Source organism: Telluria sp. ZT3P39, assembly GCF_059685935.1.
Genome location: NZ_JCASIH010000003.1, coordinates 395,424 through 416,304 on the forward strand (window position 1 = coordinate 395,424; position 20,881 = coordinate 416,304).

Below are 20,881 nucleotides of genomic sequence, written 5' to 3' on the forward strand. Positions count from 1 at the left end.
CGAAGAACCTATCAGGATGGATAGGTTTACCAAAAAACCAACGGGTGTTGGGGAATTGGAAAGGTTTCAGGGGAGGGACGCATCGCGACTGCACGCAGCACCCGGGCCCCGGCTTGCGCCGGGGCGACGGTGCTGCGGCAGTCGACTGCCGATGCCGAAGCGCTTACTTCGCCCAGCTGTCCTTGAGCGTGGTCACGCGGTTGAACACCGGCTTGCCCGGCGTTGAATCGACCTGGTCGGCCACGAAATAGCCGTGGCGCTCGAACTGGAAGCGCTGCTCCGGCAGGGCTGCCGCCATGCCCGGCTCGAGATAGGCGGTCACGGTTTCCAGGGCGTTCGGATTGAGCAGGGCCTTGAAGTCCTTGCCGCCCGCGTCCGGCTGGGCATCGAGGAACAGGCGGTCGTACAGGCGCACTTCGGCCTCGAGTGCCGAGGCGGCGCTGACCCAGGTGATGTTGCCCTTGACCTTGTAGTTGTCCGCGCCCGGCGTGCCCGATTTCGAATCCGGGAAGTAGTTCACGTGCACGGCCGTTACCTTGCCGTCGGCATCTTTCTCGAAACCGGTGCACTCGACCACATAGCCGTACTTCAGGCGCACGCGGCTGCCCGGCTGGTCGCCGACGGGCGGCGTGAAGCGGAAATAGCCCTTGGTCGGGGTTTCCATGAAGTCTTCTTGTTCGATCCACAGTTCGCGCGTGAACGGGAAGCTGCGTGCGCCCATGCCTGGGTGGTGCGGGTGGACCGGCGAGGTGCATTCGTGTGCTTCGCCCTCGGGGAAATTATCCACGATCAGCTTCAACGGACGCAGGACGGCGATGGCGCGCGGCGCTTTCGGGTCGAGGTCGTCGCGCAGCGAACCTTCGAGCGTGCTCATGTCGATCCAGCCGTCGGACTTCGACACACCGATGCGCTCGCAGAACAGCTGGATCGATTCCGGCGTATAGCCGCGGCGGCGCAGGCCGACGATGGTCGGCATGCGCGGATCGTCCCAGCCGGACACGATGCCTTCGTCGACCAGCTGGCGCAGCTTGCGCTTGGACATGACGACATAGGTCAGGTTCAGGCGCGACATCTCGTACTGGCGCGGCACCGGCGGGGTGAAGAAGCCGCCTTCGGTCGCGGTGGCGATCAGCCAGTCGTAGAACGGACGGTGGTCCTGGAATTCGAGGGTGCAGATCGAATGGGTGATCGACTCCAGCGCATCGGACAGTGGATGGGTGTAGTCGTACATCGGGTAGATGCACCAGTCGTCGCCCGTGCGGTGGTGGTGCGCATGGCGGATGCGGTACAGGGCCGGATCGCGGTTGGTCATGTTCGGCGAGGCCATCGCGTCCTCGCTCATCTTGGCGCGCAGGATGTGTTCGCCGTCCTTGAATTTCCCCGCCTTCATGTCGCGGAACAGCTGCAGGGATTCTGCGACCGGGCGGTTGCGGAAGGGCGAATTCGTGCCCGGCGTGCCGAAATTGCCGCGGTTCTTCGCCATGTCTTCGGCGCTCTGGCTGTCGACGTAGGCCAGGCCTTTTTCGATCAGGTATTCGGCGATCGCGTAGAGCTTGTCGAAATAGTCGGAGGCATAGTGCAGGAATTCCTCCCCGCCCTGGCTCCAGGAAAAGCCGAGCCATTTCACGCTGTCCATGATGGTGTCGACGTATTCCTGGTCTTCTTTCTCCGGATTGGTATCGTCGAAGCGCAGGTGGCAGCGGCCGGCGTAGTCGCGCGCCAGGCCGAAGTTCAGGCAGATCGATTTCGCATGGCCGATGTGCAGGTAGCCGTTCGGCTCCGGCGGGAAGCGGGTGATGACTTGCGGCATGCCTTCGCGCGCATGGGTGCCGGCCGCGAGGTCATTGTCGATAATGGCGCGCAGAAAATTAGACGGAGGCGTCGGCGCGTTGGTCGCCGCCGGTTTGTTCTTATCGTTGCTCATGAAGAAGTTTCTGGATGGGGAAGTAACGAACATTTTACCGTACGGCGGGGCAGGCGGCCTCCTATGTGGTGGAGCGCACGGTACGGCACGCCAGGCGAGAACATACTTGTGGCAAATTCGCCCAAACCGAAGGGTCCAGGCATGAAAACCCTCGTCACCCCACTGGGCTCCGTGGGCAGCTTCGCCACGTGATCGTTTTCTATAGGATAATCTCGTTTTTGCCGGACTTGCCGCAAGTGCGGCATTGTTAGCGGCCTTGGCCGGGAGAGTTTCAGTTGGAAAATTTATACGCGATCCTCGGCGTTGCCCCGAATGCCGGCGACGACGAGATCAAGAAGGTCTACCGCTCCCTGGCGATGCGCTACCACCCGGACCGCAACCAGGCGCCGGGCGCCGAGGCGCGCTTCAAGGCGGTGTCGAAGGCCTACGAGGTCCTGTCCGACCCGGTCAAGCGCGCCGAGTACAACCAGAGCGTGAACCACCGCATCGTGCTCGATGCCGAGGCCGAAGCCTTCGAGCTGTGGCGCTCGGTGTTCGCGCTCAACGGCGTGAACCTCCCGCACTGAGCCGGGCCGGCTGCCGGCCGGCGCCGATTGCTGTCGGCGCCCAACCAACGAATCAACAGGACACACCATGAAAAACGTACATCCCGAATTCTCGTTCCAGTCGCGTGAACTGGACGGGCAGATCGAGGGCACGCTGGGCGATCCGCCCAACAAGAAGAACTACAACATGATGGTCAGCGCACTGGTGTCGGAATACGCCAGCGGCTCGGGCCTGGACGACGTCAACCTGATGGCCTTCGCGCTCGTTGACTGTATCAAGTTCAAGGATCCGAAAGGCCTGCTGCGTGAAGCGGCCGACTACGAAGGCACCATTCCTTCGCACGTCTTCGCCATGGCCGAGTGCGACGGCGAACAGGGCCGCGCCATGTACGCGGCCATGACGGCCAACTACCCGGAGCTGGCGCGCCAGGCCATCATCACGGCCTTCCTGTACAAGAACCAGTCGCGCTGGGAAGACGAGGACCGCGATTTCGACCGCCTCGGCGAAGGCGACGAAGGCGACGACGACATGGACGACAGCGCCGCAACCGACGACTTCACCCAGCTGTTCGATGCGGACGGAGGAGAGCGCGAATGAGCGACGACGCCAAGCAAGGCAGCAACCTGCCGGCGCTGACCCGCCAGGTCAGCGAACTGGTGCTGGCCGGCTCGCTCGACCATGCCGAAGAAGCATTCTCGAAGGCCGCCGACGAGCACGGCGACTATGCCGTGGCCGAAGTCCTGTCGACCCTGCCGCCGCAAGTGACCGCGCTGCACCTGGCCGGCTTTGACGGCGGCAAGACCTCGCTCGCGACCATGCTGGTGCCGCCCAAGGCCTGGGCCGATAGCCTGGCCTATATCGCCGCCACCTGGCCGGACAACATGATCGAGGACGATCCCGAGCGCATCGCCGAGAACCTGTTCAACCACGTGCACGGCATCGTGTACGCCAACGACGACGAAGAGCGCCGCCACGAACTGCTGCGCGAAGCCTCCGCCACCGACCACGGCGCCACCGTGTTCGCCATCATGTGGTCGCTGGCGCCGCGCGAGATCCTCGAGGTGGCCGGCGAGATCCTGGCCAAGGGGCGCTACGTCACCGGCCAGACCAGCGGCGACAGCGACATCGTGCCGCTGGCGATCGACCTGGCCAAGGCCAGCGAAGACGGCTGGGAGCGCTCGCTGCTCGAGCTGTTCCCGGAATTCCGCCACAGCGCCGAGATGGCCGACATGGAGCTGCCGGACGATCCGGACGAAGAGTCGCCCTTCATGCAGCGCAATACGCGCGAACTGCTCTACCGCCTGCGCAAGCAGGTGCCGTCGGTGCGCAGCATGCCGCGCCGCAGTACGCGCCGCAGCATCGGCACGGACATCTTCTCGTGAGCGGAGCGCCGGGAACCATGCTGCCCGCCCTCGTCGTCGAGACGCTGCCGCGCCTGATACGCGCCATCAAGCTGCTGCCGGGCGAGGCCACGCCGGACGAAGCCGAGGCCCTGGCCGACGAGCTGTGCGGCATCACCGCGATGGTGGCCGAGAAGTTCACCAACGACCGCACCGCCGAAGGCATCCAGCGCGCGCTGCTGCTCACCGTGGGCGGTGTCTCGCTCGGCCTGGAGCACGAGCTGGACAGCGACGACGACCTCGACGCACTCGACATCTTGATCGAGGAGGGCGCCGAAGCGGTATTCCAGTCGGGCTTTCGCATGGTGCGCGAGCTCTCCGCCATGCCCGAAGACACGCTGGTGGGCGAATACGACACCGACCCGGTGTATGCGCAGCGCCGCCTCAAGGAATTGTTCGTCGACCTGTGCACGGCCGATCCGGGCGAGACCTGGTCCGGCTACGAGCGTTACGTTGCCCAGCTCAAGGAGCGCCAGGGCGTGCAGGCGATCGTGCGCGCGGCCCAGTGGCTGCGCCGCCATCACTACGAAGGCCCGATCAACGATCCTGACCTGAATGCCGAGGGCGTGATCGCGCTGGCGATCATCTTCGCGGTGGAAGCGGGCGGGCGCATCACGGCGCGCACCGGTCAGCGCGAATTCGAACGCTTCGTGAAATCGGTACGCCGCAACAAGCCCGACTTCGAAGCCGGCTGGGCCGAACTGATGGCGCGCATCCCGCCGGCGCATCAAAGCGTGATTGCCGAGCGCATCGCGACCTACCGCGAGCAATGCACGGTGCTGCAGCACATCGGGACCAAGGCGACGATGAAGCAGCTCTTCGGAGAACTGGAGAACTACGCCGGTTCCGAACTCGACGCGGACCTGCCGTGACGAGCCGGCGATGACGGACGCGCGTGGTCCGATCGCGGCCGGAAGCCTTGAGTTCCGCCGCATCAACCGCGCGATGGCCTTCGGTGGCTTTTCCGTCTTCGCACTGCTCTACTGCGTCCAGCCGCTGATGCCGCTGCTGGCGCGCGACTTTTCCCTCACCCCCGCACAAAGCAGCCTGGCGCTGTCGGTGTCCACCGCCACCCTGGCCATCGCCCTGCTGGCTTCAAGCCTTCTCGCCGAACGCATCGGCCGCAAGCAGATCATGACGGCCTCGATGCTTGGCGGCGCGCTGCTCACGCTGCTGTCATCCTTTGCGGTCGACTACACCCAGCTGGTCGGCGCGCGCGCACTGCTCGGCCTCGTGCTGGGCGGGCTGCCCGCGGTGGCGATGGCCTACCTCAGCGACGAGATCGAAGGCTCGTCGCTCGGCCTGTCGATGGGCATGTACATCAGCGGCAGCGCCTTCGGCGGCATGAGCGGGCGCGTGCTGTCCTCCTTCATCAGCGACTACACATCCTGGCGCATCGCGGTCGGGCTGCTGGGCGTGGCCGGGCTGTACGCGGCCTGGGAGTTCTCGCGCAGCCTGCCGCCTTCGCGTCATACGGGCACGAAGCGCGCGCCGGGGCCGGGCTTCCTGGACGGGCTGCGCACGCACTGGCGCGACGCAGGCCTGCCCTGGCTGTTCGTGCTGCCTTTCCTGCTGATGGGCGTTTTCGTCAGCCTGTACAACTACATCGGCTACCGGCTGCTGGCGCCTCCCTTTGGCCTGAGCCAGAGCGCGGTGGGCGCCGTCTCGCTGCTCTACCTGCTGGGCATCGTCAGCTCGATGTGGGCCGGCAAGCTCGCCGACCGCCTGGGCCGGCGCAACGTGCTGTGGCTGGTGCTGGGCGTGATGATCGCCGGGCTGCTGGTGACCCTGCACGATTCCGTGGTCGCGGTGGTGCTGGGCACCGGGCTGGCCACCTTCGGCTTCTTCGCCTCGCATTCGGTGGCGAGCAGCTGGGTCGGGCGGCGCGCACGGCCGCCGCAGGCGCTGGCCTCGGGCATCTATCTCTTCAGTTACTACGTGGGCTCGAGCGTGATCGGCTGGTGCACCGGCTATGTGTGGGCATCCTGGGGCTGGCCCGGCGTGGTGGCGGTGCTCGGGGCGCTGCTGGCGGTGGCGATGTTGATTGCGCTGCGGCTGCGTCGACTGGCGCCTATTTGACGTAGGGTGGTCGGGGTAATTTCGGGCAATGCCCGGAATTACGAACGACCGCGCGTTCAACTTCCGTCAGCGTCGTGGAAACGCTTGCTCGAGTTGAACGCGCGGTCGGCAGAGCCGACCACCCTACGATTTCCCGGCATTACGCCCTGAAGCGGCTTACTGCCCCGCGCGTTTGACCACTACGCCGCCCTGAATCACAACTGCCGGCGCCTCCAGCAGTTGCACATTGGTCGTCGGATCGCCCGCCACCGCCACCATGTCGGCAAAGCGTCCCGCCTCGACCACGCCGACGTCCTTCCGCGCCAGGGCTTCGGACGCATTGATGGTGGCAGCCTGGATCGCCTGCAGCGGCGTCATGCCGTACTTGACCATCACCGCGAACTGCTTGGCGTTGCCGCCATGGGGATGCACGCCCGCATCCGTGCCGAAGACCATCTTCACGCCGGCGGCATGCGCCTTTTTAAAATTCTGGCGCTGGATGTCGGTCACTTCGCGGTCCTTGCGCAGGTTATCTTCCAGCACGCCGTTCTTCTTGCCCTCAAGTGCGGTGTAGTCGCCGTTATAGATATCCATCGACAGCCAGGCGCCGTGCTTCCTGGCGAGCGCAATGCCTTCGTCGTCGATCAGGCTGGCGTGCTCGATCGTGTTGACGCCGGCGCGGATGGCATCCTTGATGCCGGCCGCGCCGTGGGCATGGGCGGCGACCTGCAGGCCCCACTGGTGGGCTTCCTCGACCGCGGCGCGCATCTCGGCCAGGTTCATCTGCTGCTGGCCCGGTTCCGTATTGCGCGAGAAGACGCCGCCGGTGGCGCAGATCTTGATCACCTGGGCGCCGTACTTGCGCAGCGCGCGCACCGACTTGCGCACTTCGTCGGGACCGTCGGCGTTATACGGTGCTTTCTCGTCCATCGACGGCGGGAAATAGGTGGAGTCGCAGTGGCTGCCGGTCGGCCCGAACGACCACGCCGCGGGAACGATGCGCGGACCGCGCACCTTGCCGGCGGCGATCGCCTGGCCCAGGCCCACGTCGTTCCAGTCCGAGGCGCCCACGTTGCGCACGGTCGTGAAGCCGGCGTCCAGGGTCTTGCCCGCGTGGACCACGCTCAGGGCCGACCAGAAGCGGTCGTTGTATTCGAGATTGGTATAGCCGCCGTAGGTCGGGTCCGAATCGAGGTGGACGTGCATGTCGATCAGGCCCGGGACCAGGGTCATGCCCGGCAAGGCGATGCGCGTGGCGCCGGCGCCGGCGTCGGCGGCGGGCGTCGCAGCGTTCGGCTTGATGCTGACGACCTTGCCGTCGCGGACCAGGATTTCCGGACTCTGGATCATCCGTCCCGCGCGCACGTCGAGCAGGCGGTCGGCGGTGATGATCACGTCGGCGGCGAAGGCGCCGGAGCTGCCCAGTAAAGCCAGGCAGAACAGGGCGATGCGGGATAGCGGGCGGTGCTGTCGATCCAAAAGATTCCCCTTACGTATGATATGGACAAGTAGCAACTTATACAGATAGTCACTGCCAGCGTCCAGACGCACGTAAGGGCTGGATGGAGGTGCTAGCGATATTTCGACGCCAGTGCCTTGATTTGTGTGGTTGCGCTGCGGACGGTGGTGTCAAACTTCGGCCCGCGCGCGCTGTCCTCGACCGCGAACAGCAGCAGGCGCGTCCCGGGGTTGTACAGGTCGTCGAAATGGACGCGGTAGCCATTGACCAGCTGCAGGCCGATCTGGCGCGTCTTTGCTTCGATCGCGGCCAGGCTCTCCAGGTTGAAGCGCGCCGGGAGCATGTCGCGGAACATCGGCTGGTCGTGCGAGGTCGCCAGCATCAGCCTGACTTTGGCTTCGTCATCGGTCAGCGACACCCGGCGTATGTCGTCGAGCAGCTTGCGCTTTTCCGGCAACAGCAGGCCGCGCATCTGCTTCGAGTCCGGATTGAAGGCATCGGGACGCAAGGCCAGCACGAGGTCGATCGCATTGTTCAGCATGATCAGTTCGGTCCGGAAGCGGGCGCTGATCCCCGCCCATTTCACTGCGCGTTCGTCGGCCAGGAACTCGTCCCAGGCGGTATTGGCCAGGCTGGAGCGCGCGTATTTGTCGTAGTTGAGCGCCCAGTGGTCGGCGAACAGGGGAGTGATCGCCTCGCACAGATGCTCGTTGATCGCGACATAGCGGGTGGCGATCTCGCGCACTTGATGCGCCGGGAGTTCGGGACGCTTGTTGACGCCGACGCCGCGGTGCAGGCCTTGCAGCAGCCCGATGCTGACCAGGCCCAGGTTGTCGCAGCGTTCCTGTTCCAGGAAGCGCGAGGTCAGGATGACGTTCACGACTTCGGTGGAGCTGGCCGCACGCGCGGGCAGAAAGGCCCCGAGCACGAGAACGGTGCAGGCAGCGAGCAGGCAGCGGCAGAGCACATCGAGGAAGCATCGCGGTAATACAGGGCGCAGCGCGCAAGCGGGGACAGTCATGGCGTCTCGGGAGGTGGGTGGGCGAACATCAACTCAGGAATTGTAGTGATCCGCCGCTTGTGACAACTCCTGAAGCCTCAGCCGTGCGCGAATTTCCCGTCCTCGCTGTTTGATCGGTATCTAGCCCAGGGCTGATTTACCGCTTGAAACATCCGCGATCGCTGCCCCATCTTTGACGCGCGCACTGCTGAAATGCTTGCTTGAAATCGCCGCGCAGAGGTCTAAAGTGATTAAGTCCAGCGGATTTGCCGCACCACTTCCAGGAGCTCATCATGTTACAACCTGCCGAAATTCAACAACGCTTCAGCCAGATCCAGCAGACCATCAACCAGGCCGAAGAAGTGACCCGGAACGACCAGGGCGCGCCCGACGACATCCGCGATTGCATCCAGAAGATCGCTCATGAAATGCCGGCCGCCGAACGCGTGATGCGCTCGAACGACCAGACCCGCATCATCGAATGCATCGACCGGCTGGAAGAGATGGGCGACGATGCCAAGCGCATGGTGCGCAGCTCACAGCCGTCGCCCCAGGTGGCCTCGGTGGTGACGCGGGTGCATGACGTGCTGTCGGATCTGAAGCACCAGTTGCACTGATCCTTACACGATTCCCTTGCCGCGCAACGCGGCAATCTCCGCCTCTCCCAGGCCCAGCACATCGCCCAATACCTCGTCGGTGTGCTGGCCCAGCAGGGGCGGCGCCTTGTCGCTGGTCGCGGGCGTCGCCGACATCCTGATCGGGTTGCGCACCAGTTTCACCATGCCTGCGGTCGGGTGCGGCAGCTCGAAGGCGACTTCGCGCGCCTTCACTTGCGGGTTGGCGAACACGTCGCCAATATCGTTGATCGGCCCGCAGGGCACGCCGACCGATTCGAGCAAATCGATCCACGCGTCGCGGCCGCGCTCCTTGACCATCTCCGCCAGCATCGGCACCAGCAGGTCGCGGTTCTGCACGCGCAGCGGGTTGGTGGCGAAGCGCGGGTCGCTGGCCAGTTCGGGACGTCCGCCGGCCTCGACGAACTTCTGGTACTGGCCGTCGTTGCCGGTAGCGACGATGATGTGGCCGTCCGCGCAGGCGAAGGTCTGATAGGGCACGATGTTGGCGTGCGCATTGCCCCAACGCTTGGGCGGCTTGCCGCTGTTGAGGTAATTGCTGCCCATGTTGGCCAGCATCGCCACCTGGGTATCGAGCAAGGCCATGTCGATGTGCTGGCCCTGGCCGCTGCGGTCGCGGTGGGTCAGCGCGGCCAGCACGGCGACCGTCGCGTACATGCCGGTCATCAGGTCGGTGAGGGCCACGCCGGCTTTCTGCGGACCGCCGCCGGGCAGGTCGTCGCGTTCGCCGGTGACCGACATCAGGCCGCCCATGCCCTGGATCAGGAAGTCGTAGCCGGCGCGGTGCGCGTAGGGGCCGTCCTGGCCGAAACCGGTGATCGAGCAGTAGACCAGGTCGGGCTTGATGGCCGCCAGGCTGTCGTAATCGAGGCCGTAGCGTTTCAGGTGGCCGACCTTGAAGTTTTCCAGCACCACGTCGCAATGGCGCACCAGTTCGCGCAAGAGAAGCTGTCCTTCAGGGCTGGCGATGTCCACCGTGACCGAGCGCTTGCCGCGGTTGGCCGACAAATAGTAGGCGGCTTCGCTGGTGTCGCGGCCTTCTTCGTCTTTCGCGTAGGGCGGGCCCCAGGCGCGCGTGTCGTCGCCGTTGCCGGGACGTTCGATCTTGATCACGTCGGCGCCGAGATCGGCCAGGTTCTGCGAGCACCAGGGGCCGGCGAGCACGCGCGACAGGTCGAGTACGCGGATGTGGCCGAGCGCCTTCGGCAGCGCCGCGGAAGGAAAGTGCGTCATGGTGTTCCTGCTGGAGTAGGGGACCAGCGCGGATTATAGCTGTCCGCGCGGGATGGTTTGCACGGAGCGCGAGCCCGGCTTCAGGGCCGCAGCGATCACGTCGAGCGCGCGCTGCGGCTGGGCGTCGCCGCACATGAAGATGTCGGCCGCCGCAAAGCCGTGCTCTGGCCAGGTATGGATCGAGATGTGCGATTCGGCCAGCAGCAGCACGCCGGTCACGCCCATGCCTGGCCCGAAGGCGTGGAAGTGGCTGTGCAGGATGCTGGCGCCCGCGGCCTGCGCGGCCTCGCGCAGCAGCGCGTCGATGGCGGCCGGGTCATTCAGTCGCGCGGCGTCGATGCCGGCCAGGTCGGCCAGCAGGTGGATGCCGGCAGGGCGGTGAACTGCCTTCACTTGTGGCCGCCGCCCGAATAGCTGCCGCCGCTGCCGCTGCCATAGCTGCGCCAGCTGTTGCCGCCGCCGGTGCGGGCGCTTGATGCCATGCTGGTCCAGCAGACGATGGTCGTGACCAGCGTGACGACGATGGCGTAGAGGAGGAAGTTGCGGTTCATGCGGTCGGACTCATTTCTTGTCGGGTGCAAGCAGCATCGGCATGAACAGGGCCAGCACCCCGAGCAGGAGCAGGAAGATCGTCATGCCGAAATTGAAGACCAGCGGGATGAAATTCAGGCCCAGGATCCACAGCAGGGCTTTCCAGGCGACGTCGCTTTTCGACTGCCCCGCCGCGCTGGACGCCTTCGCCGCCGCCGGGGCGCCCAGGCCGAACCAGCTGCGCACCTGGTCTTCGGCCACCGGCGAAGAGCGCGACCAGCTCAGTTCCTCGTCCGTGTATTCGGCCGCCAGGCTTGTAGCACCATGCTCGTATTCGGCGACATTGACGGTGTCGCCGGCCTTGACGCGCCAGTTGAAGGCGCCCGCGGCGTACAGCACCCGTGCCGGGTACACCCACGTGCGCTGGTAGCTTACCTTGTCCACCTGGACCTCGTTCATGGCCGGCAGCGGCGGCGTGGGCCAGTCGTCCATCACCTGCGAGCGCGTCCATCCTTCAAGCGTTTCCACCAGCCAGAGGAAGCCGCCGCCGCTGCCAAACAGCAGGTATTCGGTCCAGGATTCGCCCTCGTCGTCGGCCCGGCGCATGGCGCCGATGATGCGGTACTCATTGCCGCCGATCTTGCCCTTCGCGCCGAGCGGCAGCGTGAACCCGGCCGCGGCGGAATCCGATCCTTTTTCGAGCACGCGCAGCGCCGGGGTGCTCGCGTCCAGGCGCGTGCTGCAGGCCGGGCAGACGCAATTGGCCGCAATGCCGGGCAGGTAGGCGATCGCCGTGCCGCAGGAAGGGCAGACCAGCGTGTCCACCTTGCCGCGGTACTTGCCGGCGCTGGCCTTGATCTGCTCGTCGTCGCGCAGCAGCTGGCATTTCAAGGCTTCCAGCGTGACCGCATTGCCGGCGTAGAGAAGGGGCGTGTCGCCGTCGGAATAGTCCAAGGTAGCGAAGCTCGGGCCGCGCCGGAAGTCGGCCACGCGCGCCTCCCAGCCTTCGCCGACCCGGAACGGCAATTCGCCCTGGCCGCCCGTGCATCTGGCCACGCGCTTGTCGGAGGCCACATAGGGGCCGAAACCGACGTCGTACTGGTGCGCGACCTTGATCGCGTCGAAAGCCGGCCAGCCCGGCGCCAGTTCGCGTTTGGTGCTCAAGGTGTACTGGCCGGAGGTATCGCCCAGCCAGCCATCGAGGCCGTCGTCGAACAGCAGGTACCACTCGTTCCACATGCCCGCGTCATAGCTCAGCTGGATACGGCCGATCACCGTGAAGCTGCGGCCCGCCAGCACACCCGAGGTGCCGATCTGGATGCGTGAATAATCTTCCAGCACCTCGGACATCTTGCCGAGGTCCTTGACCGCACCGGCGTCCTTGACCACGGTGGCGCGGCAGAACTCGCACACCGCCATGACGGAGGCGTGCGAGCGGAACTGGACCGGTGCGCCGCAGGAAGGACAGGAGACGTTCTGCATCGGCGCTGCTTATCCGATCAGTTTCTTGAGCAGCTCGGCCTTCGCGCTGTCGTAGTCGCCCTGCGAAATCAGGCCCTTGTCCAGCAGGCCCTTGAGCTTGCCCAGGCGGTCTTCGATCGATTCGCCGGCCGATGCCGCGGCGGCCGATGCCGCGCCGGCCGATGCCGCGGCGACCGATTCCGCGCCGGCCGCTTGCGGCGGCGTCGCGGCGTGCGGAGCAAACGCGCCGCTCATGCCCTGCGCCATGGCCTGGCCGATCGCGATGCCCGCGCCCGCACCGGCGCCGATGCCGGCGAGCCCCCCTTCGTTCTGGGCTGCCAGCGGAATGCTGCTGGCCACCTGGAACTGGGTGAAGCCGCCCATCTTGTCGGCGCCCAGGCTGGCCTTCATGCCGGCCGAGATGCGTTCGTCCAGGGCCGCTTGCAGTTCTTCCGGCAGGCTGACGCTGGCGACGTTGAATTCATCGAGCTTGACACCGTAGCGCGCAAAGGCGGTTTCGAGGTCGCCGCGGATCTGCTGCGCCATCAGGGTCTGGTTGGCGGCCATGTCGAGGAAGGCGATCTTCGATGCGCCCAGCGAATTGGCCATGGTCGCCAGCATCAGGCCGCGCAGCTGGTCTTCGACTTCGTCGCGCGTATAGGCTTCGCGGGTGCCGCTGATCTCGGTGAAGAACAGGCGCGGGTCCGCGACGCGATACGAATACATGCCGAAAGCGCGCACGCGGATCATGTCGAAATCCTTATCGCGGATCGTCACCGGCTGCGGCGTGCCCCATTTGCGGCCGGTCTGCACGCGCGTGGAGAAGAAATACACGTCCGATTTGAAGGGCGAGGCAAACAGCTTGTCCCAGTTCTTCAGGTTGGTCAGCACCGGGAGGGTCGAGGTGGTGAGGCGGTGCGTGCCGGGGCCGAACACGTCGGCGATGCGGCCTTCGTCCACGAAGATCGCGACCTGCGACTCGCGCACGACCAGGGTGGCGCCGTTCTGGATTTCGAAGTCCTCCATCGGGTAGCGCCAGGCCAAGGTGCCTTCGCCTTCCTCGTTCCACTGCAGGACGTCGAGAAACTGCTTCTTGATGAATGAGCCGATAGACATGATGGATCCTCTTTATGCGCGATGGATAACTATTGGTGTCAGGAGATGCTGCCCGCGTTGACCAGGCCGATCGACAGCGAGATGGCGCCGAGCAGGATGCCGAAGCCGACATTGTTGGCCTCGATCTGGTCCTTCGACATGCGCAGCAGGCGCGTGGCGATCACGAAGACCAGCACCTGCAGCAGCATGGCCAGGCCCGCCCAGCCGCAGAATTCATAATAGTCGTCGGTGTGCATCAGCGCCGAGGCGATCGTCACCGAAAAGCCCAGCAGGGTGCCGCCCAGCGAGACCGCGGCGGCGCAGTTGCCCTGGCGGATGAGCAGGATTTCATCGTACGGCGTGACCCGCGTGTAGACCACAAAAAAAGCGAGCACCAGCGCAATTGCCGTCGCAAGATGCAGCACATAGTTTAGGATGGCGGGCACGACATTCTCCAGAGAAAATAGACAGGATGGCAGCACAGCGCGATCTTAGAACAAAAGCCGTTTCATGACCAAAAGAATTCTTATACTCTCGGTATTTGTCGTCGCCTCTTGCGGCCTCGCCTACGAACTCATCGCCGGGGCCCTGTCCAGCTACCTGCTGGGCGATTCGGTCCTGCAGTTCTCCACCATCATCGGCTGCTACCTGTTCGCCATGGGCGTGGGCGCGCACTTCTCGAAGTATGTGCGCGACGAGGACGTGCTGTCGCGCTTCATCGACATCGAGTTGGCGGTTGGCCTGATCGGCGGCGTCTCGGCAGCGGTGCTGTTCATGACTTTCACCTGGATGCCGGCCCCGTTTCGTACGGTGCTGTATGTGACGGTGTTCCTGATCGGCTGCATGGTCGGCATGGAGGTGCCGCTGGTGATGCGCGCCCTGAACGAGCGCCGCACCGAATTCGCCGAGATCGTCAGCCGCGTGCTGACCTTCGACTACCTGGGGGCGCTGGCCGTGTCGCTGCTGTTTCCGCTGGTGCTCGCGCCGCACCTGGGCCTGGTGCGCACGGGCTTCCTGTTCGGGATGCTCAATGTCGGCGTCGCGATGTGGACGCTCTACGTGTTCCGCGCCGAGCTGGAACACCTGCGCGGCAAGGCGATCCGCGCCAGCGCCGTGCTGTTCGCGCTGGTGCTGGGCTTTAGCTTTTCGGACCGCATGGTGGAGTGGGGCGAGCACGGCCTGTTCGGCGACGAGGTCGTGTACTCCACCACCACGCCCTACCAGCGCCTGGTCATCACGCGCTGGAAGGACGACCTGCGCCTCTACATCAACGGCAACCTGCAGTTCTCCTCGCGCGACGAATACCGCTACCACGAGGCGCTGGTGCACCCGGCGATGCAGTCGCTCCCGTGGGCGAAGCGCGTGCTGGTGCTGGGCGGCGGCGACGGGCTGGCGCTGCGCGAAGTGCTGCGCTATCCCCAGGTGGAGGAAGTCACGCTGGTCGACCTCGACCCGGCCATGACCCAGGCGTTTGCGACCCGCCCCGAACTGGTCAAGCTCAACGCCGGCGCGCTCAAGGACAAGCGCGTGAAGGTGGTCAACGCCGACGCCGCGATCTGGCTGCAAAAAGAGGCTGGCATGTACGACGCGGTGATCGTCGACTTCCCGGATCCGTCCAGCTTCGCCCTCGGCAAGCTGTATTCGGTGCCCTTCTACGGGGTGCTGCGCAAGCACGTCGCGGCCAACGGCCTGATCGTGGTGCAGTCGACCTCGCCGTTCTTCGCACCGAACGCCTACTGGACCATCGACGCCACCCTGCGCGAAGTCGGGCTGCAGACCTGGCCCTACCACTTGTACGTGCCCTCGTTCGGCGAGTGGGGCTTCATCATGGCTTCCCCGCAGGGACGCTTCGTGCCGCCGTCGAACTACCGGCTGCCGATGCGTTACCTGACCGGCGAGACCACCCGCGCCATGTTCGACTTCCCGCCCGACATGCCGCGTCGGGTCATGGCGCCGAACCGCCTGGACACCCAGTCGCTGGTGCGCGAATTCGAAGAGGACTGGCAGCAGGTGATCCGCTGATGGACCGGCGTTCCTTCCTGATGACGGCCGCGGGCGCCGGCGCGGCGGGGCTGGCATCCGCGGCAGGCTTTCGCTATTACCAGGAAATCACGCCGGCGGTGCACACGCCGGGCCGGGCGGAAGGGCACTTCCTGCGCGACCGCAGCGCGCTGCCACAGCCCTCCGAGGTCGTCGAGACGGACGTCGTGATCCTCGGCTCCGGCATTGCGGGCCTGAGCGCCGCGTGGAAACTGGGTCGCCTGGGTTGCGACGACTACCTGCTGCTGGACGGGCCGGAGGCCTTCGGCAATGCGGCCGGCAGCCATTACGGCGAGCTGGCCTGCCCGACCGGCGCGCACTACCTGCCGCTTCCGGGGCCTGAGGCGACCCACGTGCGCGAGATGCTGGCGGACCTCGGCATCATCCTGCGTGACGCCGACGGCGACAAGCCTTACTACGACGAGCGCTTCCTCCTGCACGGGCCGGAAGAACGGCTGCTGGTCGAGGGCGAATGGCACGAGGGGCTGATTCCCGCCAGCGCCGCCGACGCGGCCGAGCACAAGCTGTTCTTCGACGAGATGGCGCGCTTGCGCCACCAGCGCGGCAGCGACGGCCTGCGCGCCTTCGTGTTCCCGCTGGCGCGCTCGTCCAGCGACCCGCAATTCGCGGCGCTGGACCGGATCAGCTTCGCACAGTGGTTGGGCGACAAGGGCTATCGCTCGGCAAGCCTGCGCTGGTATCTCGACTACTGCTGCCGCGACGACTACGGCGCCGGGATCGACCGGGTGTCGGCCTGGGCCGGCCTGCATTATTTTGCCGGCCGCTGGGGCCAGGCCGCGAACGCCGGCGAGAACGCGCTGCTGACCTGGCCCGGTGGGCTGGCGCCGCTGGCCGAAGCGCTGGCGGCGCGCGCCGGACCACGCCGCCGTGCGGGAACCGCGGCGTCGGTCCGCGAGGTGGACGGCAAGGTCGAGGCGCTGTGCTTTACGCTCGTCGATGGCAAGCCGCGCAGCTTCCTTGTCCGGGCGCGCCGTGCGATATGCGCGATGCCGCTGTTCGTCGCCAGCCGCATCGTCGACCGCATCGAGCGCTACGGCTTCGATGCGCGCGTTCACCTGCCGGCCTATGCGCCGTGGATGGTGTCGAATTTCCTGATGCGCGATTTTCCGCGCGAGCTGCTTGGCACGCAGCTGGCCTGGGACAACGTGGTCTATCAGGGCAGGGGACTCGGCTACGTCGTCTCGACCCACCAGGACATTCGTTCGCGCCCGCCTGACAAGACCGTCTTCACCGCCTACATGGCCTTGTCGAGCCGCACGCCCGAACAAGCGCGGCGCTGGATGCAAGCGGCGAGTCCCGCCGATCTGCTGAAGCTGGCGGGCAGCGATTTGAAGAAAGCGTATGGCTGGGCATTCGCGACTTGCGTCGAGCGGGTGGACATCACGCTGCGGGCGCACGCGATGGCAGTGCCGGCGCCGGGGTTCCGGACCAATCTCGGGCTGGCCGCGCTACGCGAGGCGAAGGGGCCGATCCTGTTCGCCCACGCCGATTTGTCCGGGTTGTCGGTGTTCGAAGAGGCAGCATGGTGGGGCTGCCGGGCGGCTCAACAGGCGCTGGCGTAAAACTAGTGCCACTCCTTGCAGGCTAGCCCGAAATGAAGTGGTCGGACCGGCTTAGTGCTTCAGAATGCTGCACACCCACAATAAGTAGGAATGATGTTAGGCTTACTAAATAGCATGTTTGTCTTAATGTTATGCGCAAACTAGTGAGAGGTGCTATGTGATTGAATGGTGAAAAAATACTCTAGCGATATTAAAATGACTGCAATGCCAATTTGACTCAGCAGGGTGTCTGCATTCAATATACCAGTCGTTAGCAGAACGCTTCCGACAAAACCTAAGCCTGCACTGAATTGGCCACTCATTTTAATTTCTTGGCGTACGCTTCCAGAAAGCATTCGCAGCACAAACTTGAACACTAAATGTGCCAGGCCAATGGCAACATATAAAAGTATTCCACCGAAAAAAGCTTTCGACAACGGCGAAGTGGGTATTGAGGAAATAGCGATTGCCAGTAGGCCCAGTCCCGCATAGCACGCTACTTTAAATCTGTTCATTATCGTCCCGTTTTACATTGATTAATCGGCTGGAAAATATCCGGCACTTACCCACTTGTGAGAGTATTCGAAACTCACGTCTTACACAATTAGTATAATTGCCTCTTCCAGTTTAATGCTGCTGGCCAACTTTTCGGAGTGGTGGCTCCTTAGCCTGTTCGCAACGGGGGATTTTCCCGGCAACAGCTTACAATTGCGTGTCCACGCGCAAGCCGGGTAATAGCCGATTAGAATTTGATTCGGATTAGCCTTTCAATTGTCTACGCTTGGATGAGCGCTGAGTTGCGGATGAAGTCTAATCTAAGCTGTCTGTGGCCGTTTGCAGCTTGCTAGGTAGCTTGTGTGACTCTCCACAAGCTGAGCAAGTGGAGATGCTTGAGCTTATACGTTCCGTTAAAACACCGGGTCGGCCACCCCTACAAAAACGGCAGGATCCGGCTCAACGTACGATTCGGCTTGCTGTCCCGGGCTGACAGTCACGGCTTCTGTAGTTGGTTCGGGCCCAGTGACTATTTCTGGAATCTGCCAATAACCGCCTGGAATTTTTGGCGTTGTCTGCGATTGATTTGGACCTCCGCCTCCGTCTCCCCCGACTCCACCACTGTCTCCGCCCTTGCCACTTCCTGATGAGTCTTGAAGTTGTTCAACAGCATAAGTGCAACCAAGCGCCGACAGTCTCATTGTAAGGCTGGCGAGAGCGGTATTGCCCCCATAATATGCCCATACCGCGAGTCTGACCCCGCCACTTAGAGCTGCGCACGTGATGAAAGTGCCGCTATTCCGTAATATTCATGCTGCTATTAGATTGTAGTTGCATCGGCATAGTAATGCCGCCCGGTAGGCTGTAGGTATTTAGTGTAACGTCTGCCATTTATTTTCCTGCGCATGAGCTAATAAGGTATTCGCTGATTCGACGGCAATCTTGTAGGGCATGTTAGCAGAATCAGAATACATATTAAAACAGGGAGCTTACTAACCAATTGACACGATCGCGACCAGTTGCAGTCGGTTCTTCTCCAGCTGTGGTTTGTCTACCACACGTGGGTGTTAAAGGAATCATCGAGGTGGGGCTTTTAGGCGACTGCTCGCGCACTGGTCTGGTTAGCCCGTGAGCCGCACTGCAGGCAGGCTGGCTTTCCAGCGGCGGCTGCATATGCTCAAGGTGCGCCGGCTTTGACCGTGGACCCACGCAGGTGGTCCCTCGCATTGCCCATCAGTTCATAGGTGGCGTATCAGGAGCGGCGCATTCCTTCGGCACTCGGCAGCCATGCCGCGCGACCAAACGGTTGCCGTGCCGGCAGAATGGTCGGCGCCGCTGTGATAGGCGCGGCTGGCGGCGTCGGGATCTACACGCTTGCTGGCGTGGCCGCCACTGGCTGGCCATAAGCGGACAGTATAGCCATGGGCGCCGGCAGGCAGCTCTCCAATTTTCTCGGGGCCGCCAAAGCTGCTCAGGCGGGACGCTCCGGTTCAGACAGCTTCGCCGCGAACAGGTCGCGCTCGTGGTCGACGATGCCGTCCACCAGGCGCTCGTCCAGTCCCATCGCTTCCAGCACGAAGGCCGACAGCTGCAGGCTCGCTTCCAGCGTTTCCGGCACCACCACGCTGGCCCCGGCCAGGCGCAGGGCCCGCGCATGCTTCTCGTCACGCGAGCGCACGAACAGCGGCACGTGTGGGAATTCGCGCCGGATGCCGCGCACGGCCTGCATGCTCGATGCCGGATGGTCCATGGTCAGCACGATGGCCGGCGCCTCGCCGGCATGCACGCGGCGCAGCAGTTCGGGGCGCGCGGCGTTGCCGAAGTAGACCGGCTTGCCCTGCGCATGCAGGCGCGACACCAGCTTGGCGTCGCATTCGAAGGCGACGAAAGGGATGTTCTGCTCGCCCAGCAGCTTGGCCAGTTGCTGGCCCACGCGCCCGAAGCCGGCGATGATGATGCGCCCGCGGGCGGACGCCAGCTGGTGCTCGTCCTGGCCCGCCGCCAGTTCGTGCGTGGCCTTGTCGCTGCGGTCGCCGATGGCGCGGCCCAGGCGGGCCAGCATCGGCGTGATGAACAGGGTGAGGCCCACCACCAGCATGACGCGCGCGCCCAGCACGGGATCGAGCACCTGTGAAGTAACCGCATAGCCCACCGCGACGAAGGCGAACTCGCCGCCCTGGCCCAGCAGCAGCCCGCCCTCGAGCGCGCGGCCCCAGCTCAAGCCGCCGATCCGCAGCAGCACCGCCACCACCACCGCCTTGAGCAGCACCAGGCCGGCCACGCAGGCAGCCAGCAGCAGCGGCGCCTCGAGCACCTGGCGGGTGTCGATGCTCATCCCGACCGTCATGAAGAACAGGCCCATGAGCAGGCCCTTGAAGGGTTCGACCATCAGTTCGACTTCGTGCTTGAATTCCGTCTCGGCCAGCAGCAGGCCGGCGATCATCGCACCCAGGGCCATCGACAGGCCGGCCGCGGCGGACAGGCCCGCGATGCCGAAGGTGCTGAGCAGGATCAGCGCCATGAAGACGTCCGGCTGGCGGTGCTCGGCGAAGGAGCGGAACAGCTTGTGGACGACGCGCCCGCCCACCAGGTAGATCAGGGCGATGGCGGCCGCCGCTTTCGCCAGCGTCGTGAGCGCGAGCATGGCGACGCCGTCGCCGCCGCCATGGCCCAGCGCGCCGATCAGCAGCAGGATCGGCACCACTGCCAGGTCCTGCAGCATCAGCAGGGCGAAGGTGGCCTGGCCCAGCGGCGTGCCGGTGGCCTGCTGCTGGGCGAGCAGCTGCATGACGACGGCGGTGGAGGACAGCGAGAGCAGCAGGCCGACGATAACGGCGGCCTGGGTCTCCATCTGGCCGGACAGCAGCAGCGCGCCGCCGATCAGGACCGCGCTGGCAAGAACCTGTGCGGTGCCGGCGCCGAATACCCAGCGCCGCATCGCCCACAGGCGCGCGGCGGAGAGTTCGAGGCCGATCATGAACATCAGGAACAGCACCCCGATCTCGGCCAGCATCGAGATGCCTTCGCCGCGCGGGAAGGTGAGAAAGGCCAGCCACGGGATGTCCTTCGCCAGCAGGCCGAGGCCGAAGGGCCCGACCAGGGTGCCGACGGCCAGGAAGCCGACCACCTGGTTGATGCGCAGGCGCTGCAAGGTGGGGATCAGGATGCCCGAGAGGACCAGGAAAAGGAGGATCTCGCGCAGGAAGGGGAAGGCGTGTTGCTCTTGCACGTTGTTTTGCCGTGGGGTTGGGGACGGGCGATTGTAGCGTGCCGGAGCAGGGCTGTGACGTTACTGGCTGCGGTACGGAATTGGGTCCCGGCCTTCGCCCACTGCTGTCCGGAATAATTTGTAGGGAAATCGCTGAAAGGGTTGCAGGGAGTGGGTTACGGGCGTATACCCGAAGTCGCCAAACTTAAAACTCAAACCCTGCAACATGTTCAG

General features: G+C 64.6%; 19 protein-coding genes. 8 read left to right on the forward strand and 11 right to left on the reverse strand.

Annotation, left to right across the window (positions count from 1 at the left end):
- Nucleotides 1–163: 163 nt before the first annotated feature.
- Nucleotides 164–1,924 (reverse strand): glutamine--tRNA ligase/YqeY domain fusion protein, encoded by a 1,761-nt coding sequence (locus AC56LR_RS05855; protein WP_497128483.1) that lies wholly within the window; start codon nucleotides 1,922–1,924, stop codon nucleotides 164–166.
- A gap of 275 nt (nucleotides 1,925–2,199) precedes the next feature.
- Between AC56LR_RS05855 and AC56LR_RS05860 the strand changes: the two genes are divergently transcribed.
- From AC56LR_RS05860 to AC56LR_RS05880, 5 genes are all read left to right on the forward strand, one after another.
- Nucleotides 2,200–2,490: a DnaJ domain-containing protein gene (locus tag AC56LR_RS05860; RefSeq protein WP_497128485.1), complete on the forward strand. Its 291-nt coding sequence runs from the start codon at nucleotides 2,200–2,202 to the stop codon at nucleotides 2,488–2,490.
- Nucleotides 2,491–2,557: 67 nt separating this feature from the next.
- A complete protein-coding gene (locus AC56LR_RS05865; RefSeq protein WP_497128487.1) occupies nucleotides 2,558–3,067 on the forward strand; it encodes a hypothetical protein in 510 nt (169 codons plus the stop codon).
- On the forward strand, nucleotides 3,064–3,852 hold the full coding sequence (locus tag AC56LR_RS05870; protein WP_497128489.1) for a hypothetical protein: 789 nt from the start codon (nucleotides 3,064–3,066) through the stop codon (nucleotides 3,850–3,852). The genes AC56LR_RS05865 and AC56LR_RS05870 overlap by 4 nt, the downstream gene beginning before the upstream one ends.
- 17 nt (nucleotides 3,853–3,869) lie before the next feature.
- A complete protein-coding gene (locus AC56LR_RS05875) occupies nucleotides 3,870–4,742 on the forward strand; it encodes a hypothetical protein (RefSeq protein WP_497128491.1) in 873 nt (290 codons plus the stop codon).
- Nucleotides 4,743–4,752: 10 nt separating this feature from the next.
- Complete coding sequence (locus AC56LR_RS05880) at nucleotides 4,753–5,949, forward strand: MFS transporter (protein WP_497128493.1); 1,197 nt, start codon at nucleotides 4,753–4,755, stop codon at nucleotides 5,947–5,949.
- Between the two features lie 156 nt (nucleotides 5,950–6,105).
- Here the strand turns inward: AC56LR_RS05880 and AC56LR_RS05885 are convergent, their stop codons facing one another.
- Nucleotides 6,106–7,407, reverse strand: a complete 1,302-nt coding sequence (locus AC56LR_RS05885) for a Xaa-Pro dipeptidase (RefSeq protein ID WP_497128495.1) — start codon at nucleotides 7,405–7,407, stop codon at nucleotides 6,106–6,108.
- A 92-nt stretch (nucleotides 7,408–7,499) separates the two neighbouring features.
- Complete coding sequence (locus AC56LR_RS05890) at nucleotides 7,500–8,315, reverse strand: hypothetical protein (protein ID WP_497128497.1); 816 nt, start codon at nucleotides 8,313–8,315, stop codon at nucleotides 7,500–7,502.
- Between the two features lie 365 nt (nucleotides 8,316–8,680).
- Here AC56LR_RS05890 and AC56LR_RS05895 point away from each other — a divergent pair, with 365 nt between their 5' ends.
- Complete coding sequence (locus tag AC56LR_RS05895; protein ID WP_497128499.1) at nucleotides 8,681–9,004, forward strand: hypothetical protein; 324 nt, start codon at nucleotides 8,681–8,683, stop codon at nucleotides 9,002–9,004.
- 3 nt (nucleotides 9,005–9,007) lie between these two features.
- Here AC56LR_RS05895 and AC56LR_RS05900 read toward each other — a convergent pair whose 3' ends face one another.
- From AC56LR_RS05900 to AC56LR_RS05925, 6 genes are read right to left on the reverse strand one after another with little or no spacing between them, the layout of a single operon-like run.
- Nucleotides 9,008–10,255 carry a CaiB/BaiF CoA transferase family protein gene (locus tag AC56LR_RS05900; RefSeq protein ID WP_497128501.1) on the reverse strand — a complete coding sequence of 416 codons (1,248 nt, stop codon included), beginning with the start codon at nucleotides 10,253–10,255 and terminating at the stop codon, nucleotides 9,008–9,010.
- A 33-nt stretch (nucleotides 10,256–10,288) separates the two neighbouring features.
- Entirely contained in the window at nucleotides 10,289–10,648 is a 360-nt protein-coding gene (gene speD / locus AC56LR_RS05905) for an adenosylmethionine decarboxylase (protein ID WP_497128503.1), read from the reverse strand.
- Nucleotides 10,645–10,806, reverse strand: coding sequence for a hypothetical protein (locus AC56LR_RS05910; RefSeq protein ID WP_497128505.1), 162 nt, complete (start codon nucleotides 10,804–10,806; stop codon nucleotides 10,645–10,647). The genes speD and AC56LR_RS05910 overlap by 4 nt, the downstream gene beginning before the upstream one ends.
- Before the next feature lie 10 nt (nucleotides 10,807–10,816).
- Nucleotides 10,817–12,268, reverse strand: a complete 1,452-nt coding sequence (locus AC56LR_RS05915) for a DUF4178 domain-containing protein (RefSeq protein WP_497128507.1) — start codon at nucleotides 12,266–12,268, stop codon at nucleotides 10,817–10,819.
- 9 nt (nucleotides 12,269–12,277) lie between these two features.
- Nucleotides 12,278–13,363: an SPFH domain-containing protein gene (locus AC56LR_RS05920; protein ID WP_497128509.1), complete on the reverse strand. Its 1,086-nt coding sequence runs from the start codon at nucleotides 13,361–13,363 to the stop codon at nucleotides 12,278–12,280.
- Nucleotides 13,364–13,401: 38 nt separating this feature from the next.
- On the reverse strand, nucleotides 13,402–13,788 hold the full coding sequence (locus AC56LR_RS05925; RefSeq protein ID WP_497128511.1) for a DUF350 domain-containing protein: 387 nt from the start codon (nucleotides 13,786–13,788) through the stop codon (nucleotides 13,402–13,404).
- A gap of 64 nt (nucleotides 13,789–13,852) precedes the next feature.
- Between AC56LR_RS05925 and AC56LR_RS05930 the strand changes: the two genes are divergently transcribed.
- Together AC56LR_RS05930 and AC56LR_RS05935 are read left to right on the forward strand one after the other, a co-directional pair.
- Nucleotides 13,853–15,364: a polyamine aminopropyltransferase gene (locus AC56LR_RS05930; protein ID WP_497128513.1), complete on the forward strand. Its 1,512-nt coding sequence runs from the start codon at nucleotides 13,853–13,855 to the stop codon at nucleotides 15,362–15,364.
- Nucleotides 15,364–16,965, forward strand: a complete 1,602-nt coding sequence (locus tag AC56LR_RS05935) for an NAD(P)-binding protein (protein ID WP_497128515.1) — start codon at nucleotides 15,364–15,366, stop codon at nucleotides 16,963–16,965. Before AC56LR_RS05930 ends, AC56LR_RS05935 begins: the two co-directional genes overlap by 1 nt.
- Before the next feature lie 140 nt (nucleotides 16,966–17,105).
- Here AC56LR_RS05935 and AC56LR_RS05940 read toward each other — a convergent pair whose 3' ends face one another.
- Together AC56LR_RS05940 and AC56LR_RS05945 are read right to left on the reverse strand one after the other, a co-directional pair.
- The gene (locus AC56LR_RS05940) at nucleotides 17,106–17,459 is read right to left on the reverse strand and encodes a hypothetical protein (protein WP_497128517.1); all 354 of its coding nucleotides are present in this window, start codon (nucleotides 17,457–17,459) and stop codon (nucleotides 17,106–17,108) included.
- A 1,451-nt stretch (nucleotides 17,460–18,910) separates the two neighbouring features.
- On the reverse strand, nucleotides 18,911–20,668 hold the full coding sequence (locus AC56LR_RS05945; protein WP_497128519.1) for a cation:proton antiporter domain-containing protein: 1,758 nt from the start codon (nucleotides 20,666–20,668) through the stop codon (nucleotides 18,911–18,913).
- Between the last annotated feature and the right edge of the window lie 213 nt (nucleotides 20,669–20,881).

Coding starts and splice junctions, on each gene's coding strand:
- AC56LR_RS05880 (WP_497128493.1), top strand. CDS start 4,753: ATGACGGACGCGCGTGGTCCGATCGCGGCCGGAAGCCTTGAGTTCCGC.
- AC56LR_RS05855 (WP_497128483.1), bottom strand. CDS start 1,924: ATGAGCAACGATAAGAACAAACCGGCGGCGACCAACGCGCCGACGCCT.
- AC56LR_RS05900 (WP_497128501.1), bottom strand. CDS start 10,255: ATGACGCACTTTCCTTCCGCGGCGCTGCCGAAGGCGCTCGGCCACATC.
- AC56LR_RS05930 (WP_497128513.1), top strand. CDS start 13,853: ATGACCAAAAGAATTCTTATACTCTCGGTATTTGTCGTCGCCTCTTGC.
- AC56LR_RS05910 (WP_497128505.1), bottom strand. CDS start 10,806: ATGAACCGCAACTTCCTCCTCTACGCCATCGTCGTCACGCTGGTCACG.
- AC56LR_RS05870 (WP_497128489.1), top strand. CDS start 3,064: ATGAGCGACGACGCCAAGCAAGGCAGCAACCTGCCGGCGCTGACCCGC.
- AC56LR_RS05895 (WP_497128499.1), top strand. CDS start 8,681: ATGTTACAACCTGCCGAAATTCAACAACGCTTCAGCCAGATCCAGCAG.
- AC56LR_RS05920 (WP_497128509.1), bottom strand. CDS start 13,363: ATGTCTATCGGCTCATTCATCAAGAAGCAGTTTCTCGACGTCCTGCAG.
- AC56LR_RS05915 (WP_497128507.1), bottom strand. CDS start 12,268: ATGCAGAACGTCTCCTGTCCTTCCTGCGGCGCACCGGTCCAGTTCCGC.
- AC56LR_RS05935 (WP_497128515.1), top strand. CDS start 15,364: ATGGACCGGCGTTCCTTCCTGATGACGGCCGCGGGCGCCGGCGCGGCG.
- AC56LR_RS05875 (WP_497128491.1), top strand. CDS start 3,870: ATGCTGCCCGCCCTCGTCGTCGAGACGCTGCCGCGCCTGATACGCGCC.
- AC56LR_RS05940 (WP_497128517.1), bottom strand. CDS start 17,459: ATGAACAGATTTAAAGTAGCGTGCTATGCGGGACTGGGCCTACTGGCA.
- AC56LR_RS05865 (WP_497128487.1), top strand. CDS start 2,558: ATGAAAAACGTACATCCCGAATTCTCGTTCCAGTCGCGTGAACTGGAC.